The sequence below is a fragment of the Actinophytocola xinjiangensis genome (assembly GCF_001921215.1).
Taxonomy (GTDB): domain Bacteria; phylum Actinomycetota; class Actinomycetes; order Mycobacteriales; family Pseudonocardiaceae; genus Actinophytocola; species Actinophytocola xinjiangensis.
Map to the genome: position 1 here is coordinate 174465 of NZ_MSIF01000002.1, position 24233 is coordinate 198697.

At 73.0% G+C, this 24233-nt stretch carries 26 protein-coding genes; 23 read left to right on the plus strand and 3 right to left on the minus strand.

What is annotated here, in order from left to right:
• The first annotated feature begins 174 nt into the window (after positions 1 to 174).
• From BLA60_RS05630 to BLA60_RS05705, 16 genes are read left to right on the plus strand one after another with little or no spacing between them, the layout of a single operon-like run.
• Positions 175 to 738: an NAD(P)H-dependent oxidoreductase gene (locus BLA60_RS05630; RefSeq protein ID WP_075131666.1), complete on the plus strand. Its 564-nt coding sequence runs from the start codon at positions 175 to 177 to the stop codon at positions 736 to 738.
• A 29-nt stretch (positions 739 to 767) separates the two neighbouring features.
• The gene (locus tag BLA60_RS05635; protein WP_075131667.1) at positions 768 to 1880 is read left to right on the plus strand and encodes a Gfo/Idh/MocA family protein; all 1113 of its coding nucleotides are present in this window, start codon (positions 768 to 770) and stop codon (positions 1878 to 1880) included.
• A gap of 16 nt (positions 1881 to 1896) precedes the next feature.
• Positions 1897 to 2220 carry an antibiotic biosynthesis monooxygenase family protein gene (locus tag BLA60_RS44175; RefSeq protein WP_075132070.1) on the plus strand — a complete coding sequence of 108 codons (324 nt, stop codon included), beginning with the start codon at positions 1897 to 1899 and terminating at the stop codon, positions 2218 to 2220.
• Positions 2217 to 3404 (plus strand): FAD-dependent monooxygenase, encoded by a 1188-nt coding sequence (locus tag BLA60_RS05645; RefSeq protein ID WP_075131668.1) that lies wholly within the window; start codon positions 2217 to 2219, stop codon positions 3402 to 3404. Before BLA60_RS44175 ends, BLA60_RS05645 begins: the two co-directional genes overlap by 4 nt.
• On the plus strand, positions 3386 to 4108 hold the full coding sequence (locus tag BLA60_RS05650; RefSeq protein ID WP_075131669.1) for a SchA/CurD-like domain-containing protein: 723 nt from the start codon (positions 3386 to 3388) through the stop codon (positions 4106 to 4108). The genes BLA60_RS05645 and BLA60_RS05650 overlap by 19 nt, the downstream gene beginning before the upstream one ends.
• Entirely contained in the window at positions 4105 to 4947 is an 843-nt protein-coding gene (locus BLA60_RS05655) for an NAD(P)-dependent oxidoreductase (RefSeq protein WP_211288617.1), read from the plus strand. The genes BLA60_RS05650 and BLA60_RS05655 overlap by 4 nt, the downstream gene beginning before the upstream one ends.
• Positions 4944 to 5879: an amidohydrolase family protein gene (locus BLA60_RS05660; RefSeq protein WP_075131670.1), complete on the plus strand. Its 936-nt coding sequence runs from the start codon at positions 4944 to 4946 to the stop codon at positions 5877 to 5879. The genes BLA60_RS05655 and BLA60_RS05660 overlap by 4 nt, the downstream gene beginning before the upstream one ends.
• Positions 5880 to 5894: 15 nt before the next feature.
• Positions 5895 to 6329 (plus strand): cupin domain-containing protein, encoded by a 435-nt coding sequence (locus BLA60_RS05665; protein ID WP_084734685.1) that lies wholly within the window; start codon positions 5895 to 5897, stop codon positions 6327 to 6329.
• The gene (locus tag BLA60_RS05670) at positions 6326 to 7597 is read left to right on the plus strand and encodes a beta-ketoacyl-[acyl-carrier-protein] synthase family protein (RefSeq protein ID WP_075131671.1); all 1272 of its coding nucleotides are present in this window, start codon (positions 6326 to 6328) and stop codon (positions 7595 to 7597) included. Before BLA60_RS05665 ends, BLA60_RS05670 begins: the two co-directional genes overlap by 4 nt.
• Complete coding sequence (locus tag BLA60_RS05675) at positions 7594 to 8805, plus strand: beta-ketoacyl synthase N-terminal-like domain-containing protein (RefSeq protein WP_075131672.1); 1212 nt, start codon at positions 7594 to 7596, stop codon at positions 8803 to 8805. The genes BLA60_RS05670 and BLA60_RS05675 overlap by 4 nt, the downstream gene beginning before the upstream one ends.
• A gap of 10 nt (positions 8806 to 8815) precedes the next feature.
• Positions 8816 to 9085: an acyl carrier protein gene (locus BLA60_RS05680; RefSeq protein WP_245811839.1), complete on the plus strand. Its 270-nt coding sequence runs from the start codon at positions 8816 to 8818 to the stop codon at positions 9083 to 9085.
• Between the two features lies 1 nt (position 9086).
• Positions 9087 to 9539: an SRPBCC family protein gene (locus tag BLA60_RS05685; RefSeq protein ID WP_075131673.1), complete on the plus strand. Its 453-nt coding sequence runs from the start codon at positions 9087 to 9089 to the stop codon at positions 9537 to 9539.
• Positions 9536 to 10708 carry an acyl-CoA dehydrogenase family protein gene (locus BLA60_RS05690; RefSeq protein WP_075131674.1) on the plus strand — a complete coding sequence of 391 codons (1173 nt, stop codon included), beginning with the start codon at positions 9536 to 9538 and terminating at the stop codon, positions 10706 to 10708. The genes BLA60_RS05685 and BLA60_RS05690 overlap by 4 nt, the downstream gene beginning before the upstream one ends.
• A gap of 15 nt (positions 10709 to 10723) precedes the next feature.
• The gene (locus BLA60_RS05695) at positions 10724 to 11896 is read left to right on the plus strand and encodes an acyl-CoA dehydrogenase family protein (RefSeq protein WP_084734686.1); all 1173 of its coding nucleotides are present in this window, start codon (positions 10724 to 10726) and stop codon (positions 11894 to 11896) included.
• 19 nt (positions 11897 to 11915) lie between these two features.
• Positions 11916 to 12239, plus strand: a complete 324-nt coding sequence (locus tag BLA60_RS05700) for a TcmI family type II polyketide cyclase (protein WP_075131675.1) — start codon at positions 11916 to 11918, stop codon at positions 12237 to 12239.
• A 10-nt stretch (positions 12240 to 12249) separates the two neighbouring features.
• Positions 12250 to 13263 (plus strand): methyltransferase, encoded by a 1014-nt coding sequence (locus tag BLA60_RS05705; RefSeq protein ID WP_075131676.1) that lies wholly within the window; start codon positions 12250 to 12252, stop codon positions 13261 to 13263.
• Between the two features lie 76 nt (positions 13264 to 13339).
• Here the strand turns inward: BLA60_RS05705 and BLA60_RS05710 are convergent, their stop codons facing one another.
• On the minus strand, positions 13340 to 14113 hold the full coding sequence (locus BLA60_RS05710) for an SDR family NAD(P)-dependent oxidoreductase (protein ID WP_075131677.1): 774 nt from the start codon (positions 14111 to 14113) through the stop codon (positions 13340 to 13342).
• An 83-nt stretch (positions 14114 to 14196) separates the two neighbouring features.
• On the opposite strand from BLA60_RS05710, the gene wrbA reads away from it, so the two are divergent.
• The 7 genes from wrbA (at position 14197) to BLA60_RS05745 (ending at position 21299) form a co-directional block, all read left to right on the plus strand.
• Positions 14197 to 14814 (plus strand): NAD(P)H:quinone oxidoreductase, encoded by a 618-nt coding sequence (gene wrbA / locus BLA60_RS05715; RefSeq protein WP_075131678.1) that lies wholly within the window; start codon positions 14197 to 14199, stop codon positions 14812 to 14814.
• Positions 14811 to 16175: an MFS transporter gene (locus BLA60_RS05720; RefSeq protein ID WP_075131679.1), complete on the plus strand. Its 1365-nt coding sequence runs from the start codon at positions 14811 to 14813 to the stop codon at positions 16173 to 16175. Before wrbA ends, BLA60_RS05720 begins: the two co-directional genes overlap by 4 nt.
• 118 nt (positions 16176 to 16293) lie before the next feature.
• Positions 16294 to 16791 carry a MarR family winged helix-turn-helix transcriptional regulator gene (locus BLA60_RS05725; RefSeq protein ID WP_075131680.1) on the plus strand — a complete coding sequence of 166 codons (498 nt, stop codon included), beginning with the start codon at positions 16294 to 16296 and terminating at the stop codon, positions 16789 to 16791.
• 360 nt (positions 16792 to 17151) lie between these two features.
• Positions 17152 to 18834, plus strand: a complete 1683-nt coding sequence (gene accA, locus BLA60_RS05730; RefSeq protein WP_075131681.1) for an acetyl-CoA carboxylase carboxyltransferase subunit alpha/beta — start codon at positions 17152 to 17154, stop codon at positions 18832 to 18834.
• Entirely contained in the window at positions 18831 to 19277 is a 447-nt protein-coding gene (locus BLA60_RS05735; RefSeq protein WP_075131682.1) for an acetyl-CoA carboxylase biotin carboxyl carrier protein, read from the plus strand. Before accA ends, BLA60_RS05735 begins: the two co-directional genes overlap by 4 nt.
• Before the next feature lie 4 nt (positions 19278 to 19281).
• Entirely contained in the window at positions 19282 to 20646 is a 1365-nt protein-coding gene (locus tag BLA60_RS05740; protein WP_075132075.1) for an acetyl-CoA carboxylase biotin carboxylase subunit, read from the plus strand.
• Positions 20643 to 21299: a TetR/AcrR family transcriptional regulator gene (locus BLA60_RS05745; protein WP_084734687.1), complete on the plus strand. Its 657-nt coding sequence runs from the start codon at positions 20643 to 20645 to the stop codon at positions 21297 to 21299. The genes BLA60_RS05740 and BLA60_RS05745 overlap by 4 nt, the downstream gene beginning before the upstream one ends.
• 131 nt (positions 21300 to 21430) lie before the next feature.
• Here the strand turns inward: BLA60_RS05745 and BLA60_RS05750 are convergent, their stop codons facing one another.
• Together BLA60_RS05750 and BLA60_RS05755 are read right to left on the minus strand one after the other, a co-directional pair.
• The gene (locus BLA60_RS05750; RefSeq protein ID WP_075131683.1) at positions 21431 to 22462 is read right to left on the minus strand and encodes a methyltransferase; all 1032 of its coding nucleotides are present in this window, start codon (positions 22460 to 22462) and stop codon (positions 21431 to 21433) included.
• Positions 22463 to 22626: 164 nt separating this feature from the next.
• Complete coding sequence (locus BLA60_RS05755; RefSeq protein WP_245811840.1) at positions 22627 to 24192, minus strand: outer membrane protein assembly factor BamB family protein; 1566 nt, start codon at positions 24190 to 24192, stop codon at positions 22627 to 22629.
• Positions 24193 to 24233 lie beyond the last annotated feature (41 nt).

Consider the following 24233-nt stretch of genomic DNA (forward strand, 5'->3'; position numbering starts at 1 on the left):
AAGTTACCGGCGCGGAGAGGTGACGGGCAAGTCACTCGAATACGGGTCGAATCCGTTTCAGGGTAGCGATCCGGGGGCGTTCCGTCCGTAACGGAATTTCTTGACACCGGTCAGCGACTCGGTAATTGTCGAATGCAGAAGAATCGCCAACCAATGGGCGCAGGGAGTTTCGACATGACTCGCGTGGCGATCATTTATTACAGTTCCGGCGGGACCATCGGTCGCCTCGCGGAGTCCGTGTGCGCGGGGGCCGCCGGCTCCGGGGCGCAGGTGCGGACCACCGAGCTGCCGGCCAGCGACTCAGGGTCACTGGCCGACGCCCTGGCCGCGCTGGAATGGGCCGACGGCGTCGTGTTCGGCACACCGGCCTGTTTCGGCAACGTCGCCACCCCGGTGAAGCGGCTCATCGACGGCGCGTGGCCGTTGTGGCAGCAGGAAAAGCTGTCGAACAAGGTCGTCGCCGGGTTCACCGCGGCCGGGTCGGAGCACGGCGGGCACGAGAGCACGCTGCTCGCCCTGTTCCAGAGCGTCTACCACTGGGGCAGCCTGATCGTCCCCGCCGGCTACGCCGACCCCGCCGTCCGCCGGGCCGGCGGCAACCCCTACGGCGTGTCCGCCAGGGCGCACCGCGACGGCTCGGTCGACGACGTCGCGCTGGACGCCGCGCGGTACCTGGGACAGCGGATCGCCGCGTTCGCCGCGCTGCTGTGCCGCGAGCCGGCCGGCGTCGCCGGCTGACATCCCCGACGAAACACCAAGGAGGACACGTGTCGAGTACCGTTCGGGTCGGCGTGCTGGGGGCGGGGTGGGGCGCGGGCCTGCACCTGGAGGGCTTCCACCGCACCGAGGGAGCCGAGCTGGTCGCCATCTCCAGCCGCACGCTGGACCGCGCGCGGGACCGGGCCAGCCAGTACGGCATCCCGCTGGTCACCGACTCGCTCGACGAGCTGATCGACGCGGTCGACGTCGTCTCGGTCGCCACCCCGCCCGGCGCGCACCTGGAAGCGGTGCGCCGCGCGGTGGCCGCCGGGCGGCACGTGCTGTGCGACAAGCCGCTGGCCGCCGACATCGGCCACGCACGCTCCATCGTGGACGCCGTGACCGCGTCCGGGGTCCGGCACGCCAGCGGGTTCATCTGGCGTGACGACCCGGGTCTGGTCCGGGTGCGGGAACTGGTGGCGCAGGACGCGATCGGCGCGCTGGTGGAGATCCAGTCGACCTGCCCGCTTGGCGTCCCGCAGCTGCCGGCGACCTGGATGTACCAGGCCGACGAGGGCGGCGGCGCGCTGGCCCAGCACGGCAGCCACGTCATCGACCGTGCCCGCTGGCTGGTCGGCGGTGAGATCACGCGGGTGCGCGGACGTCTGGCGCACGACCTCGCCGACGCCGCCGCGCCCCGCCGGTTCCACGACATCACCGAGGCGTTCGCCTGGGCGCGGGACAACGACGGCGCCGCGTTCACCGGCGAGCGGGTCCCGGTCACCGCCGACACCGGCTACGAGTTCAGCGCCGACTTCGACAACGGTGTGCGGGCCCGGTTCTGGGAGGCCTGGCACCTGCCGGGGCCGGTGGACGACGAGGTCACCCTCTTCGGCGAGCGCGGCGCGCTGGTGTGGCGCGGGCCGGCCGGGGTGTGGCTGCACCGCCACGGCGAGGACCCGGTGCGGGTCGAGGTCCCCGGCACGGCGGCGTCCGGGGCGAACACGCCCCGGGAGGTCGGGCTGCGCAAGTGGGCGGGGCTGGCCACCAGTTTCGTCGAGTCCATCACCAGCGGTGTCCACAACGGACACCCGACGATCCTGGACGCCTGGGCGGTCGCCGCCGTGTCCGACGCCGTGCACCGCAGCCACCGTTCCGGTGGCTGGGAACAGGTCGCCTGAGATCCCGGAGGTCATGATGAGTGAGGAACACGGTTACCGCGTGCTGTTCATGCTCCGGCTGCGGCCGGACTCGCAGCGGGAGTTCCTGCGCGCCTACGAACAGGTCCGCTGGCAGGTCGCCGCCGTGTCGGGGCATCGTGGCGACCAGGTCTGTCAGTCCACAACGGACCCCGAGCAGTGGGTGATCACCAGCCTGTGGCGGTCGGAGGCGGACTTCCTCGCCTGGGAGCGCACTCCCGAGCACCGCACGGCGGCCGCGCCGATGATGGCCCACGTCGCCGAGCGGCAGTCGCTGCGGTTCACCGTCCACCGGGAGACCACCGCGGCGGTGGCGCGGTGAGCGAGGTCATCGTCGCCGGTGCCGGTGTCGGCGGGCTGGCGGCGGCGATCGCGCTGCGCCAGGCCGGCCACCGGGTCACCCTGCTCGAGAAGTCCACACAGGACGGAACGGGTGGGGCGGCGCTGGGCGTGCAGTCCAACGCCGGGCTCGCCCTGCGGGCGTTGGGCGTGGCGCGACCCGTGCTGGCCGACGGCATCCCGGTCCGCGAGTACCTGCTGGTGTCCTGGCGCGGGCGGCCACTGGCCGGCTGGTCGCTGGAACAGGTCGCCGCACGCCTGGGCGTGCCGAGCGTGACCGTGCCCAGGGCCACGGTGATGTCCGCGCTGCGCGCCGCCGCGCCGGCCGCCACCACCGGCGCGACCGTCACCGGCGTCACCGAGGACGCCACCGGGGTGACCGCCCACCTCACCGACGGCTCGGCCGTGCACGGCGACCTGCTCGTCGGCGCCGACGGCCTGCACTCCGCCGTGCGCCCGCACGTCACCGGCGAGCACACCCCGCCGGTCGACGCCGGCTACGTCTCCTGGCGCGGCACCGCCGAGACCACCGTGGCTCCCGTCGCGGGCGGCACGGCCGTGCACGTCGTGGGCTCCGGCCGGTCCTTCGGCGCCTGGCCGCTGCCGGGCGGACGCACCTACTGGGTGGCGACCCTGGCGCGCGGCGACGACCCGTGGCGCGAGTTCGCCGGCGCCCCGCCGGTGGCCACCACCCTGCTCGACGCCACCGACCCCGACACCGTGCTGCGCACCCCCATCCACGACCGCGACCCGGTGTCCACCTGGCACACCGGCGCCACCGTGCTGCTGGGCGACGCCGTGCACCCGATGCAGCCGACCACCGGGCAGGGCGCGTCGCAGGCGCTGCTCGACGCGCTCGCGCTGGCCACCGCGCTGCGCGGCGTCGACCTGACCGACCCCCGGGCCCGGCGGCGCGCGCTGGACGCCTACCAGGCCCGCCGGGCGCCGGCCGCCGAGGAGATCGTCGCCGAGGCCCGCCAGCTCGGGCGGCTGCACCACCTGGACTCGCCGGTCGCCACCCGCGTGCGCGACCTGGTGCTGCGGGCGACCCCGCGCCGGGTGTGGCAGCGGCGCACCGAGGCCCGGCTCGACGAGCTGGAGCTGTTGGCGGACTGGAACTCCCCGACCACCGACCAGGAGGCGTTCTCATGGAACGACACGCACTGACCTTCGCCGTGCGGCCGGGCACCGAGCGGGCGGCCCGGCAGGTGCTCGCCGGCTACCCGCGCCCGGACACCGAGATCGACGGCGGCGCGCGGCTGCTGGGCACGTCGGTCTTCTTCTGGCGCCACCACGTGGTGCGGGTGATGGACGTCGACGGGCCACTGCCGCTGATCATGCGGCACCTGTCGACGCAGCCGGCGATCCGCGAGACCGAGACCGCGCTCAACCCGCTGCTGGCCGAACCGAGGGACCTCGGCGACCAGGACGCGGTCCGGGGCTTCTTCGCCCGCGCCATGATGACCAGGGTGATCCACCGGGTCACCGAACCCCGGCTGCTGCCCTCCTCCGGGGACCGGATCCGGATCGCGCTGCGCTACCCGGTGGCACCGGGCCGGGCCGCCGAGGCGGCCGAGGTGATCAAGGGAGCCCGGTCGCTGCTGGGCGCCGAGACCACCACGGTGCTGGCCAGTACGACCGTGTTCCGGCACGGTGACCTGCTGGTCCGGGTCGCCGACTTCGTCGGGACCCTCGACCAGGCCGCCGAGCACCTCGGCCGCACGGTCATCGGCCGGCCGGCCACCTCGGCGCTGACCCCGCTGCTCGAACCCGGCTGGGACCTGACCACCGAGGACGGGTTCGGCCGGTTCTTCGCCGAGCAGCGGCTGGCGCTGGTGACCCACCGCCAGGCCGAGACGGTCACCCGGTGAGCCCGCTGTCAGGGTGGACGGTCGCGGTGATCGGCCTGGGCACCATGGGCTCGGGCATGGCGCACCGGCTGACCGATCAGGGCGCCACCGTCCGCGCGTACAACCGCACACCCGGCCCGGTCGTCACCGCCGCGACCCCGGCCGACGCCGCCCGGGGCGCCGACCTGGTCCTGGTGTCGGTGGCCGACGACGACGCGCTGCGCGCGGTGCTCACCGGCCCCGACGGGGTGTTCGCCGCCGCGCCGCCGCTGGTGGTCAACGCGACCACGGTGGCGCCGGCGACCGTGCGGGAGCTGGGCGGGCCGCTGGTGGACGCCGGGGTGCTCGGCAACGGCCAGCACGCGCGCGACGGCCTGCTGCGCTGGTACGTCGGCGGCCCGGACTCCCTGGTGCGCCAGGCACAACCGGTGCTGGCCGCACTCGGCCAGCAGGTGCGCCACGTCGGTGCGCTGGGCGACGGGATGGCGCTGAAGCTGGTCATGAACCTGGTGATGGGCGTGGAGATGCAGGTCCTCGCCGAGGCGGTGGCCCTCGGCGGCGCCGCCGGCCTGGACCGCCAACTGGTCCTGGACACGATCACCGGCAGCGGGTTCGCGGCGCCGGTGATGCGGTTCAAGGCCGCCAGGATGGTTGGCCGCGACTACGAACGCCCCGACTTCCGCCTGCGGCACATGGCCAAGGACCTGGCGCTGGCCGTGGCCCAGGCCGGCGGCACCGACCTGCCGATGACCGCCGCCTCGGCCATCAGCCACGCCGCCGCCGTCGGCCGGGGCCTCGGCGAACAGGACTGTGCGGCCATCGTCGAACAGCTCACCGGCGCGCGGGTGGGGGCGCGGTGAGCGTCGACGTCCACGGGCACATCAGCCCGCCGGAGTCGATCGCCCGGTTCCCCATGCCGCGCAGCCTCGGCGACGTCGAGGGGATGATCGAACGCAAGCTCGCGGTGGGCATCGAGCTGACCGTGGTCGGCAGCCCCGTCGGGGCGGGGGCGATGGTCCCGGTCCCCGGCGTGGACAACTACGCCCAGACCGAGGACACGCTGCGCGAGTTCCACGACTGGCTCGCCGGGCAGGTCGCCGAGTACCCCGACCACCTGCGGGCGCTGGTGTACGTCAACCCGTTCGGCGGGGACAGGCACCTGGCCGCCGCGCTGGAGACGTTCACCGGCGGCGGGTTCGTCGGGTTCGTGGTGAACACCAGCGTCGCCGGGCGCTACCTCGACGACCCGGCCGCCGACGACTTCTTCGCCATGGCCGACGGGATGCGCGCGCCGGTCATGCTGCACGCGCCCGCCCAGCCGGCCGCCGGCGCCGGGCTGAGCGACCTGCGGTTCGTCGAGCAACTCGGCCGGTTCTGCGACGTGACCGTCGGCGTCGCGTGCTGTGTGCTCGGCGGCTGGCTGGAGAAGTACCCCGGCCTCGACCTGGTCGCCACCGCGGCCGGCGGCGCGCTCGCGCTGCTGCCGGAGAAGCTCGACCTGATCTACCACGCCCCGCACTGGGGGCGCGCCCCACGGCGCCCGCTGCCGTTGACCCGCCCGCCCAGCGAGTACCTGCGGCGGCTGTGGGTGGACACGTCCTCGCCCAGCGCGGTGGGGCTGCGGGCCAACCTGGAGGTCTTCGGCGCCGACCGGATCCTGCTCGGCACCGACTCCCCACCCCTGGCCGGCATGGAGTCGCCGGTCATCGCGGCGATCGACGACCTGCCCATCGGCGAGGGAGACCGCCAGGCCGTCCACAGCGGCAACGCCGAACGGCTCTTCCGGCTGTAGAAGGAGATCCAGCACATGGAGACCGACATGAAGACCGCCACCGACGCGGTGCACCAGCGGCCGGCCGACCGGCCGGTCCACCAGGTCCACGAGACCGACATCCCGGCCGACCGCCGCCGGGGCGGGGTGATCCGCACCCTGCTCAGCCCGCGCAACGCCGCCACCACCTCCGGGTTTATGGGCGTGGCCGAACTGGCGCCCGGCGAACGGATCGCCGAGCACTACCACCCCTACAGCGAGGAGTTCCTGTACGTGGTCGCCGGCGAGCTGACCGTCGACCTCGACGGCCAGGCCCGCACCCTGCGCGCCGGTGACGCGCTGCTCGTCCCGCCGGGCACCCGCCACCGGCTGCGCAACACCGGCCAGGTCGACGTGCGCGCGGTGTTCCAGCTCGGGCCGCTGGCCCCGCGCCCGGAGCTGGGGCACGTCGACACCGAGCCGGCGCGATGAGCAGGCGGGTCGCGGTCACCGGGATCGGCGCCGTCGCCCCCGGCGGCATCGGGGTCAAGGCGTTCTGGGAGCTGCTCACCCTCGGCCGCACGGCCACCCGGGGCATCACCCTGTTCGACCCCACCGGTTTCCGCTCCCGGATCGCCGCCGAGTGCGACTTCGACCCGATCGCCGAGGGCCTGCGCGAGCAGGACACGCACCGCGTCGACCGGCACGTCCAACTGGGACTCGTCGCCACCCGCGAGGCCGTCGAGGACGCCGGGCTCGACACCGCCGGGGCCGACCCGTGGCGCACCGCCGTCAGCATGGGCACCGCCGTCGGCTCGACCACCCTGCTGGAGGACGAGTACGTGGTGGTCTCGGGAGGCGGGCGGGACTGGCTGGTCGACCCGGCGCTCGCCCACCCGCACCTCTACCCCGCGCTGGTGCCCAGCACGCTGGCCGCCGAGGTCGCCACCGCGTGCGGGGCCAGGGGAGCGGTGATGACCGTGTCCACCGGGTGCACCTCCGGGCTCGACGCCGTCGGCCACGGCGCCGCGCTCATCGAGGACGGCCGCGCCGACGTGGTGGTCACCGGCGCGGCGGAGGCCCCGATCTCGCCGATCACCGTCGCCTGCTTCGACGCGATCAAGGCCACCAGCACCCGCAACGACGAGCCGGAGCGCGCCTCCCGCCCGTTCGACGCCACCCGCGACGGGTTCGTCCTTGGCGAGGGCGCGGCGGTGCTCGTACTGGAGGAACTGGAACACGCACGGCGCCGGGGCGCGACCGTGTACTGCGAGATCGGCGGGTTCGCCACGTTCGGCAACGCCTACCACATGACCGGCCTGACCACCGAGGGCGTCGAGATGGCCAGGGCGATCACCGCCGCGCTCGACCACGCGCACGCCAACCCCGACGAGGTCGGCTACGTCAACGCGCACGGGTCGAGCACCAAGCAGAACGACCGGCACGAGACGGCCGCGGTGAAACGCAGCCTCGGCGGGCACGCCCGCGCCACGCCGATGAGCTCGATCAAGTCGATGATCGGCCACTCGCTGGGCGCGATCGGCAGCCTCGAACTCGTCGCCTGCGTGCTGGCCATGGACCGGGGGGTGCTGCCGCCGACGGCGAACTACACCCACCCCGACCCCGACTGCGACCTGGACTACGTGCCCAACCAGGCCCGCGAGACCGCCACCGACCTGGTGCTCAGCGTCGGCAGCGGGTTCGGCGGGTTCCAGTCAGCGGTGGTGCTCGACGCGGCCGGACGGCGGGGTCGCTCGTGACCGGCGTGGTGGTCACCGGCCTGGGCGTGGTGGCGCCGACCGGGTCCGGGGCCGACCAGTTCTGGGCGGCGACCCTGGCCGGGGACAGCGGCGTCCGGCCGATCAGCCGGTTCGACCCGGCCGGCTACCCGGTGCGCGAGGCCGGCGAGGTCCGGGAGTTCGACCCGACGGGCCTGATCGACCCGAGGGTCGTCGTGCAGACCGACCTGTGGACCCAGTTCGCGCTGGTCGCCACCCGTCAGGCGCTGGACGCCGCCGGGCTGGACCCCGCCGCGCACGACCCGTTCGACATCGGCGTCACCACCTCGGCCTCCTCCGGCGGCAACGCCTTCGGGCAGCGGGAGATCCAGGCGCTGTGGGCCCAGGGGCCCCGGTTCGTCGGGCCGTACCAGTCGATCGCCTGGTTCTACGCGGCGTCGACCGGGCAGATCTCCATCGCGCACAACCTGCGCGGGCCGTGCGCGGTGCTGTCCACCGAGTCGGCCGGCGGGCTGGACGCGGTCGCGCACGCCCGCACCGCCATCCGGGGCGGCTGCCGGGTCCAGGTGTGCGGCGGCACCGAGGCACCGGTCAGCCCGTACGCGCTGACCTGCCAGCTGCCCTCCGGTCTGCTCGCCGAGACCGGCGGCTACCGGCCCTTCGCCCGCGACGCCGGCGGCTACCTGCCGGGCGAGGGCGGCGCGGTTCTCGTCCTGGAGGACGACGAGCACGCCGCGCGGCGGGGCGCCCCGGCGCTGGCGCGGGTCGCCGGCCACGCCGCCACCTTCGCCGGCGGCGACGACTGGGCACTGAGCACCGAGGCGCTCACCGCCGCCATCCGGCTCGCCCTGGCCGACGCGGGCGTGCCGGCGCGGGAGGTCGACGTGGTGTTCGCCGACGCCATGGGTGTGCCCGGCGCCGACGCCGCCGAGGTCGCGGCGCTGGCCGCCACGGTCGGCGCCGTCCCGGTCACCGCCCCCAAGGCTGGCCTGGGCCGGGCCTACTCGGGCACCGGCGCGCTGGACGTGGCCACCGCCGCGCTGGCGCTGGCCACCGGCCGGATCCCGCCCACCCCCGGCGTCACCGGCGCCGACCTCGACCACGACCTCGACCTGGTCACCGGCCGGGCCAGGGACGTGCCGCTGCGCCACGCGCTGCTGCTCGCCAGGGGGTTCGGCGGCTTCACCTCCGCGCTCGTCCTCAGTTCGCCAGCACACACCGACAACTGAAGGAGTCTCCATGCCTGACAGCGACATCAACGACACCGACATGACCGCCGCCGAACTGGCCGGGCTGCTGGCCGCGACCGGCGCCACCATCGACCCCGACGGCGTCGACGACACCACCACCTTCGACAGCGTCGGCGTCGACTCGCTGGGCCTGCTCGGCGTGATCACCGCGATCGAGCGCGGCCGGGGCGTCGCGCTGCCCGACGACGCCCAGCAGATCGAGACGCTCACGGTGTTCCTGGCCGTGGTCAACGACAGCCTGCGGAAGGTGGCCCTCTGACATGGCGCGCACCGACAACGAGGTGGTCATCGCCGCCCCCATGGACCTGGTGTGGTCGCGGACCAACGACGTCGCCGGCTGGCCGGAGCTGTTCAGCGAGTACGCCAAGGCCGAGATCCTCACCGAGCACGACGGCGTGATCCGCTTCCGGCTCACCATGCACCCCGACGAGCAGGGCCGGGTCTGGTCGTGGGTGTCCGAACGCGCGGCCGACGAGCGGACCCGCACGGTCAACGCCCGCCGCGTCGAGCCAGGTCCCTTCCAGCACATGAACATCCGCTGGACCTACCGGGAGGTCGACGGCGGGGTGCTGATGCGCTGGGAACAGGAGTTCGCGATGCGCCCCGACGCCCCGGTCGACGACGCCGGCATGACCAACCGGATCAACGCCAACTCCACGATCCAGCTCGACCTCATCCGCACCCGGCTCGAGGCGGAGGCGAACGCCACGTGACCGCGACGGCCCTGCGGCCGCTGACCGCGGCCACGGCGCTCGCCGGCGCCGTCACCGCCTTCGCCGCCCGCGCCGAGACCGAGCGGACGCTACCGGCCGAACTGGTCGAGCGGCTGCGCGAGGCGGGCCTGTTCGCCCTGGGCCTGCCGCGCGCCCTCGGCGGGCTGGAAAGCCCGCCGGGGGAGCTGATCCCGGTGATCGAGGCGGTGTCCCGGGCCGACGCGTCGGCCGGCTGGTCGGTGCTCATCGGCAACACCTCGGCCTTTCTGGCCTGGCTGGACCCCGCCGCCGCGCGCGCCATCGTCGACCGCACGCCCTCACCGGTGCTGGCCGGGTCGATGGCGCCGCTGGGCACGGGCGAGCTGGTCGAGGACGGCACCGCCTACCGGGTCACCGGGCGCTGGCCGTTCTCCAGCGGCTGCCGGCACGCCGACGTGCTGATGGGCGGGTTCGTGGTCACCGAGGGCGGCCGGCCGGTGATCCGCGACGGCCGGCCGCTGATGCGCGTCGGGTTCTTCCTGCCCGACCAGGTCACCGTGCACGACACCTGGCACGTGGCCGGCCTGTCCGGCAGCGGCAGCCACGACGTGGCGGTGACCGAGGCGGTGGTGCCGGTCGGGCGCACGGCCGTGCCGTACTCCGAGCCGTCCCACCACCCCGGCCCGCTGTACCGGCTCTCGCCGTACAACGTGCTGATGGTGCTGTTCGCCGGGTTCCCGCTCGGGGTCGCGGCCAGGGCACTGGACGAGCTGACCGTGCTGGCCACCGGCAAGCAGCGGGTCGGCGCGCGCGAGACCCTGCTGGCCGACCCACTGGTGAACACCGACCTGGTGGCCGCCACCGCCGCGCTCAACGCCGCCCGGGCCGGCGTCCACGCCGTGGCCGACGAGGTGTGGCGCACGGTCGAGTCCGGCCGGGAGCTCACGCCGAGGCTGCGTGCGGAGCTGGCGGCGGCCACGATCCACGCCTTCGACGTCGGCCGCGACATCGTGAGCCGGGCCTTCCGCCAGGCCGGCGCGTCGGCGCTGTTCGACGACTCGCCGTTGCAGCGCTGCCTGCGCGACCTGCACGCCGCCGGCCAGCACATCGCCTTCTCCGCCGACTCCCGGGAACGGCTCGCCCGCACCTGGTTCGGCCTGCCCGTCCCCCCGGCGATCTTCCAGGTGTGAGAGGAGACCTGACTCGTGAACAACGCAACCGGTGTCGCCGCGTCCCCGCTGGACACCGCCCGGCTGGTGGCCGTCGAACTGGACGGGCGCGGCGCGGAGATCGAGCAGGCGCGCGGCCTGCCGCCCGACCTGGTCGACCGCTTCCGGGACAGCGGCCTGTTCGGGCTGGCGCTGCCCCGGACGCTGGGCGGCGCGGAGTGCGCGCCGCTGACCGTGGTGGAGGTGGTGGAGGAGATCGCCCGCGCCGACCCGTCGGCCGGCTGGACGCTGCTCATCGGGCAGGGCGCGGGTTTCCTGGCCTGGCTCGACCCGGCCACCGCCAGCGAGGTCGTCGCGCACACCCCGCGGCCGGTCGTCGCCAGCTCGATGGCCCCGGCCGGGCGCGGCGAACAGACCCCCGACGGGTACCTGCTGTCCGGGCGGTGGCCGTTCACCAGCGGCTGCGCGCACAGCGACTGGCTGATGGCCGGCTTCGTGGTCACCCGCGACGGCGTGCCGGTGACCGACGAGTCGGGCCGGCCGGTGCAGCGGATGGCGTTCGTGCCGTCCTCGGAGGTGACCGTCGTGGACACCTGGCGGGTCGCCGGGCTGCGCGGCACCGGCAGCCACGACGTCACCGTGACCGGCTCCCTGGTGCCCCGGGAGTTCACCGCCGACCCGTTCTTCGAGCCGGCGCGGCTGCCCGGCCCGCTGTACGGGGCGTCGATGTTCAGCTTCCTGATGACCATGATGGCCGGGTTCCCGCTGGGGGTCGGCCGCCGGGCGCTGGACGAGTTCCACGTGGCCGCGCACCGCAGGGTCAAGCAGCCGGCCGGCACATCGATGGCCGAGGAACCGGTGGTGCAGGCCGCGATCGTGCGCTGCGAGTCGCGGCTTCGGGCGGCCCGCGCGCTGGTCGTGGAGTCGCTGGGCCGCCTCACCGAGGTCGTCGAGTCGACCGGGCACGCCGAGCCCGCGGTGCGCGCGCGGCTGGCGGCCTCGGTGCTGCACGCGATGGAGACCGCGCGCGAGGTCGTGGAGACCGCGCTGCACTCCTGCGGCGCCAGCTCGATCTACGCGACGCACCCGTTGCAGCGCTGCTTCCGCGACATCCACGCCGCCGCCCAGCACGTCGCGTTCGGCCAGGAGGCGCTCAAGCGGCTCGGCCGGATCGAGCTGGGTCTGCCGGCGCCGGTCTTCCTTGTCTGACAACCGAAAGGGGGATCACGTGCACCGCACGCTGATCGTCGCGCGGATGGCCGAGGGGTCGGGGCCGGCGGTCGCCGGCCTGTTCGCCGCCTCGGACGCCACCGCGCTGCCGGCCAGGGTCGGGGTCCGCTCCCGGACCCTGTTCCGCTACCAGGACCTGTACTTCCACCTGATCGAGGCCGACGGCGAGGTCGCGCCCCGGGTCGACGAACTGCGCGCGGACCCGCTGTTCCGCCGGCTGTCCGACGACCTCGACGCGCACATCACCCCCTACGACCCGGCGACCTGGCGCTCGCCCGCCGACGCCATGGCGACGTCCTTCTACCACTGGGAAAGCTCGTGAGGAGAACGGCATGACACAGGTAGCCGACCGGTCGGTCATCATGCGCCTGATGTTCGGCGCCTGGCTGCAACAGGCGCTCTACGTCGTGGCGAAGCTGGACGTCGCGGACGCGCTGGCCGAGGGCCCGACCGACATCGACACGCTGGCCAAGCGGGTGGGCGCCGACCCGGCCGCGCTGGCCAGGTTCCTGCGCGCGCTGATCTCGGCGGGCGTGTTCGAGGAGCCGGAGACCGGCCGGTTCGCGCTCAACGGCCCCGCCGAGTACCTGCGCTCGACCGTCGCGGACACCCACCGCTACATCGCGGTGCTGCACGGCGAGGAGGCCTACGCCGCGTGCGCGGAGGCGCTGCACACCGCGCGGACCGGCAAACCGGCCTTCGACAAGGTGTACGGCCGGCCCTACTTCGAGCACATCGCCCTGGACCCGGAGGCCAGGGCGACCTTCGACGCCGCCATGGGGGAGCGCACGACGGTCCCGGTGGTGGTCGGCCAGTGCGACTTCGGCACCGAGGGCGTGGTCGTGGACGTCGGTGGCGGTACCGGCTCCCTGTTGGCACAAGCGCTTTCCGGGCGTCCGGGGCTGACCGGCGTGCTCTACGACCTGCCGGAGTCCTCGGCCGACGCGCGGGCCAACGTGGAGCGTCTCGGTCTGGCCGACCGGATCAGGGTGGTCGGCGGGAGCGCCTTCGACGAGGTGCCGGCCGGCGGCGACGTCTACACGATCTCCCGGGTGCTGCACGACTTCGACGACGAGCAGACGCTGACCATCCTGGGCAACCTGCGGCGGGCGATGACGCCGGGCGCGCGGCTGATGGTGTTCGACGCGTTGCTGGCCGACCGGCCGGGCTTCAACCCGGGGCGGATGGCCGACCTGGGCATGCTGATGGTCCTCGGCGGCCGCTACCGGACCGAGGCCGAACTGCGGGACCTGTTGGGGCGCGCGGGTTTCCGGGTCGTCGAGGTGCGCCACGCGCGGGGCGCGGACCCCCGGGCGGAGAGCGTGCTGGAGGCCGTGCCGCGCTGATCGTCGGTCATCTCCACAGGGAGAAGGGCCCGCCACCGGGAACCGGTGGCGGGCCCTTCGGGTGCGACACCCTGGGTCAGGAGGTGCCGCCGGTGACCCGCACGATCTCGCCGGTGATGCTCTGGTTGGCCTGCGAGGACAGGAACACGACGGTGTCGGCGACGTGCTGGCAGGAGGGCAGCCGCCTGGTCGGCAGGCGCGAGGTCTGCTCGTCCATGATGTCCTGCGGGATCTCGAAGGGCAGGTCCTTGCCGTCGATGACCCAGCCCGGCATCACCACGTTGACCAGCACGCCGTCGTCGCCGACCTCCCAGGCGAGGCTGCGGCTGGCACCGTAGAGGCCGGACTTGGCCGCGGTGTAGGCGACCGAGCCGACCATGCCGCGCTCGACCAGGGAGGTGGAGACGTTGACGATCCGGCCGCCGTCGCTGGCGCGCACCGCCGGGAGCGCGGCCCGCAGCACGTGCAGCTGCGCGGTCAGGTTGGCGTCGATCAGCGTCACCCAGTTGTCGTCGGGCTCGTCGGCGAACAGCCTCGGGCCCTCGACCGGGTTGTGGTCGGCCCAGCGGACCGCGTTGTTCACCAGGACGTCCAGTCCGCCCCAGCGCGTGGTGACCTCCTCGATCAGCCGCGCCGGCGCCTGGGCGTCCTCCAGGTCGAAGGCCAGGATGTGGGCCTGGCCGCCGGCCTGCTCGACCTGCGCGGCGATCTTCTCGGCGGCCTCCTTGTTGTTCTTGTACGTCAGGGAAACCCGTGCACCCTCACGGCCGAAGGCAACGGCGGTGGCCGCTCCGATGTTGGACGAACCGCCGGTGACGAGCACCGCGCGACCACGTAGTCCCAGTTCCATTCACGACTCCTCAGTGAAGTATTTACCCGGCTAACTATATGCTAGCGTGAACCTCGCCGTTGGTCAGCGGGGAAGGGGAGCGAATGGCGATCACCGTGCTGGTGGCCTACTACAGTGCGGGCGGCACCACCCGCCGGCTGGCCGAGGCGGTGGCCGAGGGCGCGGAGAAGGCCGGCGGTGAGGTCCGGCTGCGCCGCGCGGAGGAGACCGCCCCGGCCGAGATCGTCGCCGGCCGCCAGGACTGGGCCGACAACCTCGCCGCCACCGACCACCTCGCCCCGCCGACCCACGAGGACCTGCGCTGGGCCGACGCGATCATGCTCGGCACCCCCACCCGCTACGGCAACATCGCCACCCCGCTGATGCGGTTCCTGGAGACCACCGGCCCGCTGTGGTTCGCCGACGAACTGGCCGACAAGGTCGTCGGCGGGTTCGCCAGCGTCGGCACCGCCCACGGCGGCCACGAGTCCACGCTGCTGGCGCTGTCCCACGTGTTCCACCACTGGGGCGCCCTGTACGTCTCGCCCGGCTACCTCGGCGAGGCGTCGCGCGCGGCCGGCAACCCCTACGGCGTCTCGGCGCTGGCCTCGATCGGCCGGCCCGGCCCGTCGGAGGAGGAGCTCTCGGCCGCGCGCGCCTACGGCGCCAGGGTCGCCGCCACCGCCGGCCGGCTGGTGCGCGGCGCCCTTCGGGACGAATGACCACCGGCGAACCGGTCACCGCGCCGGCGGCCGACCGGTGGGGCGCGGTGGTGGCGGTCGGCCTCACGGTGTTCGTCACCGCCGCCGACATGACCATCGTCGGGGTCGCCCTGCCGACCCTGAGCAGGGACTTCGGCGTCGGCCCCGACGTCGTGCAGTGGGCGGTGCTCGGCTACGTGCTGCCGCTGGTCGCGCTCGGTCTGCCCGCCGGCCGGTGGGCCGACACCGTCGGCAAACGGCCGGCCTTCGGGTTGGCCGTGCTCGGTTTCGGCGCGGCGAGCGTGCTGGTCGCCCTGGCCGGCGGGCTCGCCACGATGGTCGCCGCGCGGGTGCTGCAGGGCGTGTTCGGCGCGCTGATCTCCGCGCTGGTGCTGGCGACCGTCGCCCGGTCGGTACGCGTCGAGGTGCTCGGCCGGGCCATCGGCCTGGTCGCCGCCCTCGGACCGCTGGGCGCGGCCGCCGGCCCACCCGTGGGCGGCCTGCTGATCGAGGCGTTCGGCTGGCCGTCGGTGTTCCTGGTCAACGTGCCGGTCTGCCTGCTCGCCGGCTGGCTCGGTATGCGCTCCATCCCGGCCGGCGGGGCCGGACTCACGCCGCCGAGGCGGTCCTGGTTGCTGGACGCCGGCCTGCTCGGGGCCGGCGGGGCGGCGCTGCTGCTCGCCCTCCAGGAACTGGGCCCGCCTCGGCCCCTGCCGCTGGCCGGGGTGTCGCTGCTGGTGCTGGCCGTGGTCGCGGTGGCCGTCTGGGCACGGCGACCGGACGCGCGGTCGGCGACGGCCGTGTTCGCCGACCCGGTGCCCCGGTACTGGCTGCTGGCCTCGTGCCTCGGCGGGATCGTCAGCGGTGCCATCGGGTTCCTGTCCCCGTTCCACCTGGCCGACGGGCTGCACACGAGCGCCGCGGTCACCGGGGTCGCGCTGCTGGCGTTCCCGGCGGGCATGGTGGCCTTCGCCCCGGTCGGCGGGTTCGTCGGCGACCGCTGGGGCCACCACCTGGCGGGCCTGGCTGGTACGGCGGTCATGCTGGCCGGCACGCTCACGCTGGTGGGCGCGGCGCCGGGGTGGGGGCCGGCCGACGTCGCCTGGCGGCTGGCGCTGGTCGGCGCCGGCACCGGGATCCTCGCCGGCCCCTGCCAGGCCGCCGTGATGGCCGCCGCCGGTCCCGGTCGGGAGGCGACCGTCGGCGCGACCTCCTCGCTCACCCTCAACCTCGGCTTCGCCATGGGCCCGCCGATCGGGTCGTTCTGCTGGCGGTGGGGCGGCGGCGATCCCGCCGATCCGGCCACCGGCTACGCGGCCGCCGCGGTGGCCGCCGCGCTCGCGCTGCTGGCGATCTTGCTGGTGTCGCGGCGTTCGCGTTGAATTTTTTGATCTTGTTGCCGCATCGTTGCTCTCGGCGCTAGCGTAATCAGCGTCGCTTGTTGACCCTGAGGTGCCGCCTCGCGGTCGGGGGGACATCCGACGGTGTTTCGGGGGACTGATGACCAGGCATGGGATCGGCGAGCAGAGCTACCAGATGACCGACACGGTGCTCTACCGCCTGGTCCAGCTGGCGAAGATCCACCGCAACGAGCTGGCGCGCGAGTTGGCCAAGCTCGGCATGTACATCGGCCAGGAGCAGGTGCTGCTCAACCTGTGGGAAGCGGACGGGGTGTCCCAGGCGGAACTGGGCGCGCGGGTGCAGGTGCTGCCGCCGACGCTGACCAAGATGTTGCAGCGGATGGAGCGTTCCGGGCTGGTGCGGCGCGAGCGCACCGGCACCAGGGGGCGGGCGAGCTGGGTCTACCTGACCGACCGGGGCTGGCAGCTGCGGGGTGAGGTCGAGGCGTTGTGGCGGCACGCGGAGTGTGCGCTGACCGCCGGTCTCGACGAGGACGAACTGTCCGTCCTGCACGGATACCTCGCCCGGCTCAAGGGTCTGGAGACGGCGCTGGAAACGGCCGACTTCGGTCCGGACCGTGGGGTCGACCTCGATTGACCAGGCAGAGCTGACTTTCTTTCGTATTCACTTGTCCAGCTTGTCCCGTGTGGAAACGACAGTTTTCGGACAAAGGAGACAGTGGCACATTTTGGTACCGTACAAATTAGTCAGCTAATTAGCTGGCAAACTTGTTGCCTGGGCGCAAAGTCGCAGGTGGTGACGGGTATTCGAGATCGTTTCGTTTCGAATTGGGTCGAACGAGTGACCGTTATAACACCCCTTGTGGCCCGCGATGGACCCTGGCTATTATGTCAATATATTGGTATTCGAGTTCACTCGAAAGGTGACTGGGAATTCTTTTCTTGAGAACGGCGTATTTCGGGGACATGTCGTTCATGGAACAGAAAAGATGGTGACATGGGGAATTCCACTACGCGGACCGAGGCAGGGGTGACGACGTGGCGGCGTTGTGACCGCTGCGACGAGATCTCCTACTGGCGAAAATGGCGGCGCGGGCACGGCCTGTGCCCGCTGTGCGGCCACCACGGCACCCTGACCCCGGCCGAGCGGCTGGCCTGCCTGACCGACGACGGCACGCTCACCCCGCTCCAGGCCGGTGAGGTGGTCGAGGACCCGCTCGACTTCACCGACACCCTGCCCTACCCGGCGCGGCTGCGCGCCGCCCGCGAACGCACCGGCGAGCCGGAGGCGGTGACCACCGGCGAGGCGGAGATCGGCGGCGTCGGCGTGGTGATCGCCGTGATGGACTTCCGGTTCCTCGGCGGCAGCCTGGGCGTCGGGGTCGGCGAACGGCTCACCGCCGCGGCCGAACACGCGCTCGCGACCCGTCGCCCGCTGCTGCTGGTGACCGCGTCCGGCGGGGCACGCATGCAGGAGGGCGTGCTGTCACTGATGCAGATGGCGAAGATCAGCCAGGCGATGGCGGCGCTGCGCGAAGCCGGCGTCGCCACGATCACGCTGGTCACCGACCCGACCTACGGTGGGGTCGCCGCGTCCTTCGCCACCCAGTCCGACGTGATCGTCGCCGAGCCGGGGGCACGACTCGGGTTCGCCGGCCCCCGGGTCATCCGCCAGACCATCGGCCGCGACCTCCCGCCCGGTTTCCAGACCGCCGAGTTCCTGGCCGACCGGGGCCTGATCGACCTCGTCGTCCCCCGGCCCAAGCTCCGTGACGTGCTCGGCGACCTGCTCGACCTGACCGGCCCGGCCCGCCGCCGGCTCCCGTGGGCGGCCATCGCCCACCCCCGCCCCGAACCCACGGCGACCGGCGACGCGTGGTCGGTGGTGCGCGCCGCCCGCGACCCCGGCCGCCCGACCGTGCGCGACCACCTGGCCCACCTCTGCGAGACCTTCGTCGAACTCCACGGCGACCGGCTGGGGGCCGACTCCCCCACGATCATCGGCGGCCTGGCCAGGATCGCCGGCCGCGCCGTGATGGTGGTCGGCACGCAGAAGGGCCACACCACCGAGGACCTCGTGGTCACGTCGTTCGGCATGGCCGGCCCGGAGGGCTACCGCAAGGCGCTACGCCTGTTCGACCTGGCCGAACGGCTGTCGCTGCCGGTGGTGACGTTGATCGACACCCCGGGCGCGCATCCCGGGACCGAGGCCGAGGAAGGTGGCCAGGCCATCGCCATCGCGGAATCGATCCTGAGACTCACGGCCCTGCGCGTCCCGGTGATCGCCGCCGTCACCGGCGAGGGCGGCAGCGGCGGCGCCCTCGCCCTGGCCGTCGGCGACCACGTCCTGATGAGCGAACGAGCCATCTACTCGGTGATCTCCCCCGAAGGCTGCGCCGCGATCCTGTGGGACGCCAGGCAGGCGCCGACCGCCGCCGCCGCACTCCGCCTCACCGCCCCCGACCTGCTCGAACTCGGCGTGATAGACCGCATCGTCCCCGAACCACCTGGCGGCGCCCAGACCGACCACGCGACCGCCGCGGACCACCTGCTCACGGCGATCGACGAGGCGTTGCGCGCCACCGTCGGCCTGCCGCCCGACGAACTGGTCGCCCGACGCAGAGCCCGGTTACGCGCGTTCGGCAGACCCGCCGAGATCCACCTGGAGGTGGCGACGTGAGTACTCCACCCACCGAGGCCGGGCAGCTCGTCGAGGAGCTCGGGCGGCAGGCGCGGCGACTGGCCGCCGAGGTGCCCGGCGGTCTGTGCCGGGTCAGCGTGCGTGCCGGGGACGCCACGGTCGAACTGGAATGGGCCGCGTCCCCCGACCCGCGCCCGGCGCCCGAGCCGGAACCGGAGGCCGGCGAGACCGACGAGACCGGCGAGACCGTGGACGCGCCGCTGGTCGGCACCTTCTACCACGCGTCGGAGCCCGGTGGCCCGCCGTTCGTGCGGGTCGGGGACGTGGTGGCGCAGGACACCGTCGTCGGGATCGTCGAGGCGATGAAGATGATGAACAAGGTTCTCGCCGGGCGGGCGGGGACCGTGACCGGTGTGCTGGTGCCCGACGGGGACCTCGTCGAGTACGGGCAGCCGCTGATCGCGCTGGCCTCGGGTGGGTGAGCGGGTGTTCACGAAGGTGTTGATAGCCAACCGGGGCGAGATCGCCCTGCGGGTCGCGCGGACCTGCCGGGAACTGGGGATCGCCACGGTGGCGGTGTACTCGACCGCCGACCGCGACTCGACGGTGACCGCGTTCGCCGACGAGTCAGTCCACATCGGACCTCCGCCGGCCGGGCGGAGCTACCTGTCCGCGCCGGCGCTGGTCGAGGCCGTGCGCCGCACCGGAGCGGACGCCGTCCATCCGGGTTACGGGTTCCTCTCCGAGGATCCCGACTTCGCCGAGGTCTGTGCCGAGGAGGGAATCGTCTTCGTGGGACCGGACTGGCCAGTGCTCGAACGGTTGGGGGACAAGGCATCGGCGCGGGAGCTCATGCTCTCCGCCGGTCTGCCCCTGTTACCCGGCAGCGGCGGCGTGTGCGCCACCGAGGCGGAGTGCCTGCGCACCGCCGCCCGGCTGGGCCTGCCGGTCATCGTCAAGGCCGTCGCCGGTGGCGGCGGCCGGGGCATGGCCATCGCCCGCGACGAGGCGAGTCTGCCGGCGGTGTACCGCGAGACCAGGGCCACCGCCCAGTCGCTCTACGGCGACGGCCGGGTCTACGTCGAGCGCTACCTCGACGGCGCCCGGCACGTCGAGATCCAGGTACTGGCTGATCGTCACGGCAACGCCCTCGCCCTGGGGGACCGGGACTGCTCGGTGCAGCGCCGCCACCAGAAACTGGTTGAGGAAACCCCCGCCCCCGGCCTGTCCCCGGCGACCCGGGAGGCGATGGCGCTGGCCGCGGTCCACGGCGTGCGCACCGCCGGCCTGGTCGGCGCGGCGACGGTCGAGTTCCTGGTCGACAGCGACGAGAACTTCTACTTCCTGGAGGTCAACGCGCGGTTGCAGGTCGAGCACCCGGTGACCGAGATGGTGACCGGGGTCGACATCGTGGAGCAGCAACTGCGCCTGGCCGCCGGCGAGCCGCTGACCCTGGGCGAGCAGGACGTGCGCGGCCGGGGCGCGGCCGTCGAGTGCCGCCTCAACGCCGAGGACCCCGACCGCGACTTCCGCGCGACCCCAGGCACCCTGGAGGTCTTCCACCTGCCCGGCGGCCCGTTCACCAGGGTCGACACCCACTGCGTCCCCGGCGCGACGATCTCCCCGTACTACGACCCCCTCCTCGCCAAGATCGTGACCTGGGGCGTCGACCGCCGCGCGGCCCTGCGCCGCATGGACCGCGCCCTGGCCGAGGTACGGATCGAAGGCCCCGGCGTCAGCGTGAACACCGCCCTGCTGCGCAGGGTGCTCGCGGACCCGGACTTCGCGGCCGGAACGTACTCCACCGCCCTGCTGACCGAGATGCTCACCGCGTCGGGAAGCGCCCGGTGAGCGCGGGAACCTCGGCCGCGGCCTACGCCGACCCGCCAGTGCCCCGCCGGTTCCCCGAGCCGCACCGCCGCCCACCCGGCCGCCCCCGCAGCGAACGAGCCAGCCGGGCCATCATCGGCGCGACCCTGGACATGCTGGTGGAGGGCGTGTCGATGGACTCCCTGTCGATGGAGGCGGTGGCCGCGAGAGCGGGTGTCGGCAAGGCAACCCTCTACCGCCGCTGGCCCAACAAACAGGCGCTGGTGTCCGACGCGCTGGCGTCCCTCTACGAGCCGCCGGTCCCCGTGGCCCGAGGCTCCGTCCGACAGGACCTGATCACGGCCCTCGACGACCTGCGCCGCTGGGCCCTGCGTTCCACGGCGGGCCGCCTGCTCCCGCATTTCCTCGGCGGTGTCTGCCCCTCCCCGGAGCTGCGCGACCAGTACGTCCGCGCCGTGATCGAGCCACGAAAGGCCGTCATCCGCGAGATCCTCCGCCGCCGCATCGCCAGCCGGGACCTCCACCCCGACGTGGACCCCGAAGCGACACTGACCGTCGTGTTCGGCTCGGTGCTGTTCCAGCTGGTCCTCACCGGCGACACCGCCGAACAGGACTTCTCACCCGAACACATCGTCGAACTGATCCTTCCCGGCATCCGCGCCTGCGCGAACTGACAACGCGAACCCGGCCATGGATCATGGCCGGGTTCGGGGTGTGGCGGTGGGCCACCGTGGGGGCAGGGCATCAAGCCCTGCCCCCACGTCCCGCCTCAGGGCGGCGGCGCGCGGAAACGCCGGAGAGAAGATCAACCGGGGACGGCCTCAAGCATGCTGTCGACCCGAGGGCTGGTCCCCACCGGCCCGTCCCACCGCGCCGTGACCGCGAACCCCGCCTCGGCCAGCAGCTCCTCCAGCTCCCGCTCGGTCCGGTCCTTGCCGCCCAGCACCACCAACATCTGCAGATCAGCCAGCAGCGCCGGATGGAACCCCTCCGTCTCCGGCAACAGGTGGTCCACCACCAACAACCGCCCGCCCTCGGGCAGCCGCGCCCGGATCCCACGCAACAGCGCCACAGCCTGCTCGTCGTCCCAGTTGTGCAGCACCCGGGACAGCACGTACGTGTCGGCCCCCGCCGGCACCGAGTCGAAGAAGCTCGCGCCGATGACGGTGCACCGGTCGGCCACCCCGTGCCCGGCGAGGTTCTCCGCCGCGCCCCGCACCCCTTCCGGCAGGTCCTGCAGGATTCCCCGCATCCCGGGGTTGTCCACGAGAACCGTCGCCAGCAGTGTGCCGATGCCACCACCGATGTCCGCGACGACCTTCGCGCGGCTGAAGTCGTACTCGGCGAGGACCTCCGGCGGGCGGTCGGTGACACCCATCGTCCGGTGGAAGATCTCGTTGTACTCGGGGTTGGTCGACAGGTAGTCGAAGAACGACCTGCCGAAGACCTGGTCGAAGGCCGGCTTGCCGGTGCGCACCGTGTGCAGCACCTCGCCCCACGCCCTGAACGTTTCCCCGCCGTGCAGCATGATGCCCCAGCGCAACGTGTTCGGCGCGTCGCTGCGCAGGGCGGCACCGAGTTCGGTGATGGTGAACGACCGGCCGGGGTGGGCCCGCAGAATTCCGAGGCCGGCCAGCGTCCGACAGAAACGGAAAAGCGCGTCCTCGTTGGCCTCGCAGGCCTTGGCCAGGACGGAGACCGGTTGTGGTTCGTCGCCGAGTTGGTCGGCGATGCCGAGGCTGGCGGCCACGTAGATGGACTGGTTGATCCACGGGCCACCCATCAGGTGCAGCCGAAGCAGCTGCTCGCCCGGGGTCTCGCTCTGGTCGATTCGCATGAAACCTCCCGTGCCGGCAATGAATTCAGCGTGGCAGCGCGGGAGGATTGTCGTCAAGCATTTCTGATTACTTGGTGGAACTGTGATTCGATACGGATCGGTGTTGTTGTGAATGGCGGTACGGATCACCGGCGAATCCGTACCGCCATTCGTCCGGGAAAACCCTAGAAACCGAAGGCCAGGAGTACCCGGCCGGGTATGCCGTAGTACTCGTAGTAGCCGGACTGCACGTAGAGCATGCCGTTGGCGATCACCGCGCCGCTGTTGCCGGAGATCGACCCGCCGGCCGCGGTCTGGGCGTTGACCCCGGTGTACTGGCGGATGGTGTCGTACTCCCACACCACCTCGCCGTCACCGGCGCGGTAGATGCGCATCTTGCCGTCGGCCGCGCCCTCGTAGACCAGGCCGGGCGTGGTGGACACCGCCGAGATGTGCGAGCGGCTGCACGTGCCGGGCGCGCCGACCGCACCGCCGGTGACACAACCGTTCTCCGGGGCCGGCGTGCGCCACAGGATCCGGCCGGTCGCCGGGTCGAGCGCGAACAGCGTCCCGGGGTTGGCCTGCCAGGTCGCCACGTACAGCCGCTGGCCGTCGTAGCTGGAACCCCACTGCACACCGCCCCAGCCACCGTTGGGCGAGGGGATGCCGACCTGCTGCTGCCAGACGATCTCGCCGGTGCGCGCGTCGAAGGTGTGGTACACACCGGACTTCTGGCCGACGCCGACGAGCGTGCGACCGCCGGCGGTGAACACGTTGGGCGACGCGCCGAAGTCGTAGTCGAGGTTGGTGCCGCCGTCGAGGCCCTCACAGTGCGGTTTGGGGTCGGGCAGCATGCAGCCGACGGTCCAGGTGTCCTCCTCGTTCATCTGCTGCTTCCACCGCAGGGCACCGGTCGTGGCGTCCAGCGCGATCACCGAGTTGTGGTCGCCGGCGTCCCCGGTGTAGGTCTGGCCGGTTCCGAAGTAGACGGTGTTGGAGCCGGTGTCGACGGCCGGGCTGTTCCACACCGGGGCGCCGGCCGGCGCGAAGCGCGGCGAGCCGTCCGGCCATTCGCCGTCGCGGGCCGAGGGCGGCATCGTGTGGTAGCGCCAGTCGACCTCGCCGGTGTCCAGGTCGAGCGCGACCAGCGCGCCGCGGAAGGTGCAGCACGGGTAGTTGGGGTCGCCGGACTGCTTGGCCTCGCTGCTGGACACTCCGATGTAGACGCGGCCGCGGTGCACCAGCGGCGAGCCGGTGAGCGCGGCGAGGTCGTGGTCGGAGACCTTGGTGGACCAGATCAGCGCGCCGGTGTCCTTGTTCAGCGCGTACACGTAGCCCCGGTAGTCACCGAAGATGACCTTGTCGCCGGAGACGGCCGGGCCGTCGCGCAGGGCGTTGGTCTTCGCCGCGTCGACCGGGCCGGAGATGGGGGTGACGTCGTAGACCCATTTGGTGGCACCGGTCGTGGCGTCCAGGGCGTAGAACTTCGCGTCCCGGGAGCCGACGTAGAGGGTGCCGTCGACGACCGCCGGCTGGCTGCCCGTCGCGCCGTCGACATCGGGGAAGACAAAGGACCACTTGAGTTCCAGGCCGGCCACCGACTGTTCGGTGAAACGGGTTTCCGCGGCATTGTGCCGGGAGCCGCTCAGGTCTTTCTGCCAGGTGGCCCAGTTGCTGGAGCGTTTTTCCGGTACGTTCTCCACCGAACTCGCCGGAGTCGCCAGGCCGAGGAGGCCGACGACGGCCGACAATGTGAGAAATAATCGTGGCAGGCGTCGCCGGGGCGACGCTG

Excerpts from the sequence above, each read along its gene's own strand:
- BLA60_RS05630 (WP_075131666.1), top strand. The coding sequence starts at position 175 with ATGACTCGCGTGGCGATCATTTATTACAGTTCCGGCGGGACCATCGGT.
- BLA60_RS44175 (WP_075132070.1), top strand. The coding sequence starts at position 1,897 with ATGAGTGAGGAACACGGTTACCGCGTGCTGTTCATGCTCCGGCTGCGG.
- BLA60_RS05650 (WP_075131669.1), top strand. The coding sequence starts at position 3,386 with ATGGAACGACACGCACTGACCTTCGCCGTGCGGCCGGGCACCGAGCGG.
- BLA60_RS05665 (WP_084734685.1), top strand. The coding sequence starts at position 5,895 with ATGGAGACCGACATGAAGACCGCCACCGACGCGGTGCACCAGCGGCCG.
- BLA60_RS05670 (WP_075131671.1), top strand. The coding sequence starts at position 6,326 with ATGAGCAGGCGGGTCGCGGTCACCGGGATCGGCGCCGTCGCCCCCGGC.
- BLA60_RS05680 (WP_245811839.1), top strand. The coding sequence starts at position 8,816 with ATGCCTGACAGCGACATCAACGACACCGACATGACCGCCGCCGAACTG.
- BLA60_RS05685 (WP_075131673.1), top strand. The coding sequence starts at position 9,087 with ATGGCGCGCACCGACAACGAGGTGGTCATCGCCGCCCCCATGGACCTG.
- BLA60_RS05705 (WP_075131676.1), top strand. The coding sequence starts at position 12,250 with ATGACACAGGTAGCCGACCGGTCGGTCATCATGCGCCTGATGTTCGGC.
- BLA60_RS05710 (WP_075131677.1), bottom strand. The coding sequence starts at position 14,113 with ATGGAACTGGGACTACGTGGTCGCGCGGTGCTCGTCACCGGCGGTTCG.
- wrbA (WP_075131678.1), top strand. The coding sequence starts at position 14,197 with ATGGCGATCACCGTGCTGGTGGCCTACTACAGTGCGGGCGGCACCACC.
- BLA60_RS05720 (WP_075131679.1), top strand. The coding sequence starts at position 14,811 with ATGACCACCGGCGAACCGGTCACCGCGCCGGCGGCCGACCGGTGGGGC.
- BLA60_RS05725 (WP_075131680.1), top strand. The coding sequence starts at position 16,294 with ATGACCAGGCATGGGATCGGCGAGCAGAGCTACCAGATGACCGACACG.
- accA (WP_075131681.1), top strand. The coding sequence starts at position 17,152 with ATGGGGAATTCCACTACGCGGACCGAGGCAGGGGTGACGACGTGGCGG.
- BLA60_RS05750 (WP_075131683.1), bottom strand. The coding sequence starts at position 22,462 with ATGCGAATCGACCAGAGCGAGACCCCGGGCGAGCAGCTGCTTCGGCTG.